This is a genomic window from Ktedonobacterales bacterium, assembly GCA_036557285.1.
Lineage (GTDB): Bacteria > Chloroflexota > Ktedonobacteria > Ktedonobacterales > DATBGS01 > DATBHW01.
This window is the reverse complement of the sequence record DATBHW010000043.1, coordinates 1-8,192: the sequence shown is the minus strand read 5'-3', so window position 1 is coordinate 8,192 and position 8,192 is coordinate 1. Positions and strand designations below refer to the sequence as shown.

Sequence of the window (8,192 nt, the reverse complement as noted above, 5' to 3'; positions counted from 1 at the left end):
CTGCTGCGCGCGCAATCGCCAGAGGGCTGGTGGTGCGGCGAACTTGAATCCAACGTCACCATCACGGCTGAATACCTCTTCCTCACTCATTTTCTGGGCGTCGCTAATCCTGATCGTTGGGCAAAGATCGCGGCGTATCTGCTCGATCACCAGCGCGATGACGGCACGTGGGGCATCTATTACGACGCGCCCGGCGACCTCAGCACCACCATCGAAGCCTATGCTGCGCTCAAGCTGGCCGGAATCTCGCCCGACACGCCCGGCATGCAGCGGGCGTGCGCCTTCATCCTCGCGCAGGGCGGCGTGCCCAGGGCGCGCATCTTCACTAAAATCTGGCTGGCGCTGCTGGGCCAGTACGACTGGCGCGGCCTGCCCGTCATGCCGCCAGAACTCATCTTTCTGCCGTCCTGGTTCCCGTTCAACATTTATGACTTCGCCTGCTGGGCGCGCGGAACGATTGTCCCCATGCTCATCTTGCTGACCGAACATCCAGTGCGCCAGGTTCCACCAGATTGCGCCGTTGATGAACTCTATTGTCGGCCAGAGGATCGCCTGGACTGGACCCTGCCCAATCGCGGGCGCGGGCCAACCTCGCTGCTGAGCTGGCGGCGCTTCTTCCTGGAGGCAGATAAATTACTGCGCCGTCTGGAGCAAGGCCGATGGAAACCACTGCGCAGCGCCGCCAAACGCGCCTGCGAGGGCTGGATCATCGCCCATCAGGAGGCCGATGGAAGCTGGGGCGGCATTCAGCCGCCCTGGGTCTATTCATTGCTGGCGCTTTCAGTCCTGAGCCATCCCATCACCGACCCGGTAATAGCAAAAGGCTTGCGCGGCTTCGAGGACTTTGCCATCGAGGACGAGCGCACCTTTCGCACCCAATCATGTATGTCCCCTGTTTGGGACACCTGCCTGATCGTTATAGCCCTGCTCAATTCCGGCTTGCCGCCTGACCATCCCGCGCTGACGCGAGCCGGAAGCTGGCTGCTGGGCGAACAGATTTTCAGCGGCGGCGACTGGCAGATCAAACAGAAAGGCTGGCGGCAGCCTGGGCGTCCTGGCGGTTGGGCCTTTGAGTTCCAGAATGATCGGTATCCTGACACCGACGATACCTCTGAAGTGCTGCTGGCCCTGAGCCGTATCATCTTCCCGCCAGAGGAGCGGCAGCAGCAAGCCATCGCGCTGGATCGCGGTACAGAATGGCTGCTCAGCATGCAAAGCAAAAACGGCGGCTTCGCCTCTTTTGATATTGACAACACCCGCCGGGCCATCACTCAGATTCCCTTCTGCGACTTTGGAGAAGTCATTGACCCGCCCAGCGAAGATGTCACCGCCCATATCCTCGAATGGTTCGGCGCGCTGGGTTTGCCCGCAGAACACCCTCAGATCGCGGCGGCGCTGCGCTACCTCAAGCGCACACAGCATGCGGATGGCTCCTGGTGGGGCCGCTGGGGTGTCAATCACATCTATGGGACCGGCGCGGTCCTGCCTGCCCTGCGCACGTTGGGCGAGGACATGCGCCAGAACTATATCCAGCGGGCGGCAAATTGGCTGCTCAACTGCCAGCAGGCTGATGGCGGCTGGGGCGAAACCTGCGCGTCCTATGAGGCTCCTTCGCTGCGCGGGACCGGCGCAACTACCGCATCGCAGACCGCCTGGGCGCTGCTGGGGCTGCTGGCTGTGCAGCATCAGCCCGCGAGTCGCAGGGAGGGCGGATCGGCAAATACCCTCAACGCCGAAGCGATTGAGCGCGGCATCAGCTATTTGCTGGAGCGGCAGCAGACAGATGGAACCTGGGAAGAACCCTATTTCACCGGCACAGGGTTCCCGCGCGCCTTCATGATTAAGTATCACCTGTATCGCATCTATTTCCCGCTCATGGCGCTGGGAAGGTATCTGGAGCAAGCATAATATGGCAGCGCCTATTTCAATCGAGCAGGCATTTGACGACTGTGAGCGGCTGGCAACCACGCACTACGAAAACTTCAGCGTCTTGTCGTGGTTTCTGCCGGACAGGCTGCGACCGCATTTCAGCAGCGTCTACGCTTTTTGCCGCCACACCGATGACCTGGGCGATGAAGGGGCGGGCAGCCCCCAAGAGCGCCTGGCGTATCTGGACGCCTGGGAAACAGACCTGCGGCGCTGCTTTGTGGTCGGCGATCAGCCAGAGCATCTCTATCTGATCGCCCTGCGCGAAACCATTCAGCGATTCAACCTGCCCGCCGAGCCGTTCTTGCGCCTGATCGAAGCTAACCGTATAGACCAGCGCGTCCGGCGCTATGCTACCTATGCCGATCTGCTGCGTTACTGCGAACACTCGGCTAATCCAGTTGGGCGGCTTGTATTGATGCTCTATGGCTATCGGGATTTCGAGCGCCAGCGATGCTCCGACGCAATCTGTACAGCCCTGCAACTCACCAATTTCTGGCAGGATGTGGGCCGCGATTATCACGAACGGGGCCGCATCTACCTGCCCGCCGAAGATATGGCGCGCTTCGACTACAGCGAATCAGCGTTGGCGCGCGGCGAGGCCACGCCTGCCTTTCGCGCCTTGATAGCGTCTGAAGTCGAGCGCGCTCGCACTCTGTTCTATGAGGGCATGCCCTTGCTGGCGCGGCTGAGAGCTTTCCAGCGCCGATCAGTCGCGCTCTTCGCTCTAGGGGGGCTGGAGATACTGGCCGCCATCGAGCGGCGTAATTATGATGTCCTTTCGCGGCGGCCCACACTCAGCAGGCGCAGGAAGCTCTGGCTGATGGCGCGGGTGGCTGTGGCGCCTGTAGCGCCGCCGGGGCGGCGGCGCTGCAAGCAATAATAGTATCAAGGAGACGGTATGTCAGCGGAGCAAAGCTGGACCACACCCGATATATATGAAGCGTATCAAGCCTGCCAGCAGATTACCAAACGCGAGGCCAAAAACTTCTATTACGGATTTATATCGCTGCCCGACCCCAAACGCTACGCCATCTACGCTGCCTATGCGTTCAGTCGGCAATGCGACGACGCCGTTGATAGCCAGGCCAGCGGCTACGAGAAACTGCACGCGCTTGAGGTCGCCAGGCGACGCTTACACCAGTGCTATGCCGGGCAGCCAGCCGACCTCGTGACTATCGCGCTCCATGATGCGACGATCCGCTATCCCATACCCATCGCCTATTTCGAGGCGTTGATCGAAGGCATGGCAATGGACATCGAGGCATCGCGCTATCGGACGTTCGAGGCGCTGCGCGGTTATTGCTATCGCGCTGCCTCGGTGATCGGGCTGATCTGCATCGAAATCTTTGGCTATCGCCAGCCCCAGGCCAGAACTTTTGCCATTGACCTGGGCATTGCTATGCAACTCACGAACATCCTGCGCGATCTAAAAGAGGACGCCGAGCGCGGGCGCATCTATCTGCCGCAGCAGGAACTGCGCAACTTTGGCGTCAGCGAAGAGGATATTCTAGCTGGCCGCCTCACTGATCCATTCCGCTCGTTGATGCGCTATCAGGCGCGGCGGGCGCACAAATACTTTGCCAGCGGCGCGAGGCTCTTGCCGCTCTTGTCGCCGCGCTCGCGCATGTGTACCGCCGTCTTGCAGGGGCTTTATTCCGAGATTCTCAGCCGCATCGAAGCGGCCAACTACGATGTTTTCAGTAAGCGTATCAGCCTGTCAACCCTGGAGAAAACGCAATTGACGGCCTGGCTCTGGTTCTGGGGCTTTACCAGTGAGGCGGTGGCATCATGCCTGGGACTCTCTCCAGCATTGTAGTGGTGGGCGGCGGTCTGGCCGGAATCGCAGCCGCCTGCGATCTGGCCGACGCTGGCCTGTCGGTGACATTGGTGGAAGCGCGCCCGTTTCTCGGGGGCAAAACGTGGTCCTTCCGCGACGAGCAGACGGGCATGCCTGTTGATAACGGGCAGCACGTCTTCCTGGGCTGTTGCACCGCTTATCGGCATTTCTTGCAGCGCCTGGGCATCGCGGGGGCCACCCACATGCAGACGCGGGTACGCGTGCCTATCTTCGATGCGGAACATAGGCGAACCGCGCTGGAAGCGGCGCGCGTCCCGCTGCCAGCGCCGCTGCATCTCTTCTCGTCGTTTCTGCTCCTGCCCACGCTTTCCTGGCGCGAAAAGCTGCGAGCCGCCCGCACCCTGGCGGCCATTGCGCGGGCGGGCCGAAGGGGGCGCGTCACCCATGACCATATCAGCTTTGCCGACTGGCTGCGCGCGCATGGTGAAAGCGAGCGATCCATCAAATACCTCTGGAACCTGATTATCCTGCCGACCCTGAACGAGGAGTGCGAGCGAGCCAGCGCGGGTCTGGCGCTGATGGTCTTTCAAGAGGGCTTGCTGCGCCACGCGGGCGGAGCGCGCATTGGCTACGCCACCGTCGGGCTGAGCGACCTGCTCTGCGAAGCGACTGAACGCTACCTGCTGGAGCGTGGCGCGGTGCTGCGGCTGGGCTGCCGCGCCATCGCGCTTGATGTGGAAGATGATCGGCTGGTGGGCGTGTGCCTGGCAAATGGCGAAGTCCTGCCCGCCAGCCAGATCGTGCTGGCGCTGCCACACTATGCCCTGGCCGGGCTGGCTCCTGCCGCCTGGCGCAGCCAGTTTTTCTTCGCGCACGCCGCCCAGCTTGGTGTCTCTCCTATCGTTGGCGTGAACCTCTGGCTGGATCGTGTCATAGTGCCTGAACCCCTGGCGGCGGTCATCGGGCGCGAAGAAAGTTACTGGGTCTTTGATAAGGGCAGGCTGCTTGGGCTGGACCTGGCCGCCGGACAATATCTCACTGTTTCCATCAGCGGCGCGCATCGCTATCTGGATCAACCCCGCGAGCAGATTCTCGCTCAGGTGCAGCGCGATCTCGAAGCCGTCTTCCCAGCTATGCGCGAGGCGCAGATCAGCCACGCGCTGGTCATCAAAGAACGCCAGGCCACCTTCTCCGCCGCGCCTGGCTCGCTGACCCACCGCCTGCCGACCGAAACGCCAGTACGCGGCCTCTACCTGGCGGGCGCGTGGACCGATACCGGCTGGCCCGCCACTATGGAAGGCGCGGTGCGCAGCGGTCACGCCGCCGCTCAGGCTATTCTTCGGTCTTCGTCGGCGAATACACTGGCCGCTCCGGTCCGCGTTGCGTTGACTTCACGCCCTCTGTCATACACTGAGCAGCAGCCCAGCGATTAACATCGCCAATGGGGTGAGGCTGCCACATCCCTTGCCGCCTGGCATATCCTTCTGTACAATGGTTCCTGCAACACTCAAGAACCCTTGTAACCTGTATCGTTTGGAAATGAAGAGGAGTGACATTATGGGCAAGCTCGATGGCAAAGTTGCCATCATTACTGGCGCAGGTTCAGGCTTTGGCCGCGCCACCACACTGCTGTTCACGCATGAGGGCGCGTCAGTGCTGGTCATGGACCGTGACGAGGCAGGCGCTAACGCTACCGTTGCCGAGGTCGAACGGTCACACCCTGGCAAAGCCTCGGTCTTTATCGGCAATGTCACCAGCAGCGCCGATTGTGCTGGAATGGTGCGCGCCGCTGTGGAGCGATATGGCAAGCTCGACATTCTCTTCAACAACGCGGGCATCGGCGGGAAGATCACGGGCCTGGAGATGATGGAAGAGGAGGACTGGGACAATGTACTGGCGGTCAACCTCAAAAGCGTGTTTCTAGGCGCAAAATATGCGTTCCCGGAACTGAAGAAAAATGGCGGCGGTGTCATTCTCAATACCGCTTCTGTCTCGGCTTTTGCGGCTTCGCCTGGCTATGCCGCCTACACGTCTTCCAAGGCTGGCGTGGTGCAATTGACGAAACTGATTGCCCTGGAAGGCGCGCCCTATCGCATCCGCTCGAACGCGATTTGCCCATCGTTCTCCTGGACACCGCTGGTGCAGCGTGGAATCGCCGAGCGGTTTCCAGGCGCGGAAGAGCGAGTGAAACAGGCGCTGGCCCAGGCTTCGCCGCTGAACGATCTGGTGACAGCCGAAGAGGTAGCCGCGCTGGCCTTGCATCTGGTCTCCGACGAGGCGCGCTTTATCACCGGCACTGCTCAGATCATTGATGGCGGCCTGAGCGCAGGCATAAACAGGTAAAAGCGAACACAACATCAAAGGACAGCGCCCTATGGCTGCTCATCCCCGGCTCCGGCATCTGATCCGGGGCGGAATACTCGTTCTTTCAATGCTGGTTATCGTTGTCCAGGGCGCTCGTCTTCTTGCAGCCATTCACTCAGGGGCCACCACTACCACTGACTTTTGCCTGGATTATCAAACGGCGCAACACTGGCTCCACGGCACGCGCATTTACACGCCTGTTACCTGCTGGAGCCGGTATTCCAGCACACCAGTGCCGCTAGAATATTACGCGCATCCGCCGTTTTCGCTGCTGCTCACCGTCCCCTTTGCCCTGCTCTCCTCCGGGGCCGCAACCTGGTTGTGGGGGATACTTAGCCTGGCCTGCCTGGTTCAGAGTTTCCTGCTGGTTTGTTGGGAATTATCTCTCAGGGGGATACGTATCGTCCTCCCCCTGCTCGCTCTCTTCCTGCTCTGGGATCCCACAATGGGAAGCACGCGCGCTGAAAATATCGGCGGGGGCGTCTCCTGCCTGTTCGTCGTACTCGTCTGGCGGGCGCTTCGCCGAGGCCAGCAGGGACGCGCTGGACTTCTGGCAGCGATAGTCATCCTCCTCAAGCCTGTTCCGTTCTTGCTGCTACCGCTCTTTTTGCTCCGACGCCAGCGGCGCGCAGCCGTCAGCGCGCTGCTTTCCCTGGTGGGAGGCATCCTTATTTCATTGGCGCTCATGGGGCCAGGAGCCTGGCTCGATTACCTGGGTCCGGCACGCGCCGATGAAGGCTTTGCGGTGGCGGTCCCCAGTAACCTTGCTCTCGAAGGGTATGTTGTGCGCTGGGGCGCGGGTTATCACGAGTTTCTTCATCCTGGGGCTGTTCGCGCCTTCCCTGACCTGCCTCCGCTCGTCTCAGGGCTGTCTTTAGAAGCGGCCTTGCTCTCAGGCTATCTACTTGCGGGGGCGCTTCTCCTCGTCCTGAGCTTCTGGCTCTGGAAACGCGGCCCCAACCAGGCATGGGACGAGAGCGACGACGCCAGCTTTGCTGTTGTCCTCATCCTCACCTTCCTCGTGTTCCCAAGCGCCTGGGATTGGAGTCTGGCTCTGCTCGTGATGCCCCTGCTCTGGCTGGGACTGAAGATCGCCCAGGGCAGCGCCAGACAGAGCAGATGGCTGTATGGAGCAGCCATTATCCTGCTGGCAATCCCGTTTAGCTGGCTCTTCCCGGCCTTTCAGCTTCAGACGCAAACGACGCTTCCCTGGCCGCTGCGAATGGCAGGGGCCATCCTCACAACGCTCCCATCCATCGCGCTGGTCCTGCTGCTCGCTGCGTTCTGGCCCTGGCTCAAAACGTCCATTCGGGCAGCGCCCGATCAGGAGCCTGGCGCATCTCGCCACTCTTTTACCGGGGCGATACCATCTTCATCGAACTAGCAACGCTACTGCTCGCTGGTGATGTCAGGTGGAGGCGCTTTGAGCGTCTGAGCTTCTTGAGAGACGTGGATCACTGCATTCTGCTTGATCCACTGAAGCAATTCGCGGTTCTCCAATTCCAGCTTCTCCAGACGGGCCTGCATATCTTGAAGGTCGGCGAAGCTCTTCTTGTTTACCTCATAATCTGCCTCAGCCCGCAGTTCCGAATGCGCCGAAGAAAGGTTCTGGCCGACCTGGATGATTGGCCCGCCCACAAGCTGAATCAGATTGCCGATAAAGAGCAGCAGCAGAAAAGGATAGGGATCGAAAGCTCCGTGTCCCATAAGACTTTGCCAGAGCATCCACCCGGCCATAAAACAAACCAGGAAATAGACAAAGTACATTGACCCGTAAACCCCGGTCATGACCGTGGCAACTTTGCCATTCAATCCCAATCGCGCCTTAAACTCTTCATGCACCTCGTTGGGATTTAAGACCACTGGCGCTCCCGATTCTTCAGCCCGTTGCTTATGCTCGCGGAGGACATCCAGATGCAGTTTGTTCGCAAGAAACATGTGTTATTCCTTCCCTACTTGTGTAATACCAAATCTTGGTATATACTAGAGGTATGTCGAAACGTCTTACGCTTGCTGAACACCTACCGATGGCTGATTTAGAACAGCGCTACCGGAAGGCCTCCGACCCCGTTGCACGCAGTCAGTGGCAGATCCTCTGGTT

General features: G+C 60.4%; 7 protein-coding genes. 6 read left to right on the top strand and 1 reads right to left on the bottom strand.

Annotated elements, in window-relative coordinates; all coding sequences use genetic code 11:
- From shc to VH599_12625, 6 genes are all read left to right on the top strand, one after another.
- Nucleotides 1–1,908 (top strand): squalene--hopene cyclase (gene shc, locus VH599_12650; protein ID HEY7349155.1); only part of this gene is annotated, 1,908 nt, incomplete at its 5' end.
- Nucleotide 1,909: 1 nt separating this feature from the next.
- Nucleotides 1,910–2,809, top strand: coding sequence for a squalene synthase HpnC (gene hpnC / locus VH599_12645; protein HEY7349154.1), 900 nt, complete (start codon nucleotides 1,910–1,912; stop codon nucleotides 2,807–2,809).
- Nucleotides 2,810–2,827: 18 nt separating this feature from the next.
- Nucleotides 2,828–3,745: a presqualene diphosphate synthase HpnD gene (gene hpnD, locus VH599_12640; GenBank protein ID HEY7349153.1), complete on the top strand. Its 918-nt coding sequence runs from the start codon at nucleotides 2,828–2,830 to the stop codon at nucleotides 3,743–3,745.
- Nucleotides 3,718–5,160: a hydroxysqualene dehydroxylase HpnE gene (hpnE, locus tag VH599_12635; protein ID HEY7349152.1), complete on the top strand. Its 1,443-nt coding sequence runs from the start codon at nucleotides 3,718–3,720 to the stop codon at nucleotides 5,158–5,160. The genes hpnD and hpnE overlap by 28 nt, the downstream gene beginning before the upstream one ends.
- A 124-nt stretch (nucleotides 5,161–5,284) precedes the next feature.
- Nucleotides 5,285–6,070, top strand: coding sequence for a glucose 1-dehydrogenase (locus tag VH599_12630; protein ID HEY7349151.1), 786 nt, complete (start codon nucleotides 5,285–5,287; stop codon nucleotides 6,068–6,070).
- A gap of 31 nt (nucleotides 6,071–6,101) precedes the next feature.
- Nucleotides 6,102–7,475 carry a glycosyltransferase family 87 protein gene (locus VH599_12625; GenBank protein HEY7349150.1) on the top strand — a complete coding sequence of 458 codons (1,374 nt, stop codon included), beginning with the start codon at nucleotides 6,102–6,104 and terminating at the stop codon, nucleotides 7,473–7,475.
- 5 nt (nucleotides 7,476–7,480) lie between these two features.
- Here the strand turns inward: VH599_12625 and VH599_12620 are convergent, their stop codons facing one another.
- On the bottom strand, nucleotides 7,481–8,029 hold the full coding sequence (locus tag VH599_12620; GenBank protein HEY7349149.1) for a DUF1003 domain-containing protein: 549 nt from the start codon (nucleotides 8,027–8,029) through the stop codon (nucleotides 7,481–7,483).
- Between the last annotated feature and the right edge of the window lie 163 nt (nucleotides 8,030–8,192).

Bases quoted from the DNA above. Each gene is read 5' to 3' on its own strand.
- hpnC (HEY7349154.1), top strand. From the start codon at position 1,910: ATGGCAGCGCCTATTTCAATCGAGCAGGCATTTGACGACTGTGAGCGG.
- VH599_12625 (HEY7349150.1), top strand. From the start codon at position 6,102: ATGGCTGCTCATCCCCGGCTCCGGCATCTGATCCGGGGCGGAATACTC.
- hpnE (HEY7349152.1), top strand. From the start codon at position 3,718: ATGCCTGGGACTCTCTCCAGCATTGTAGTGGTGGGCGGCGGTCTGGCC.
- VH599_12630 (HEY7349151.1), top strand. From the start codon at position 5,285: ATGGGCAAGCTCGATGGCAAAGTTGCCATCATTACTGGCGCAGGTTCA.
- hpnD (HEY7349153.1), top strand. From the start codon at position 2,828: ATGTCAGCGGAGCAAAGCTGGACCACACCCGATATATATGAAGCGTAT.
- VH599_12620 (HEY7349149.1), bottom strand. From the start codon at position 8,029: ATGTTTCTTGCGAACAAACTGCATCTGGATGTCCTCCGCGAGCATAAG.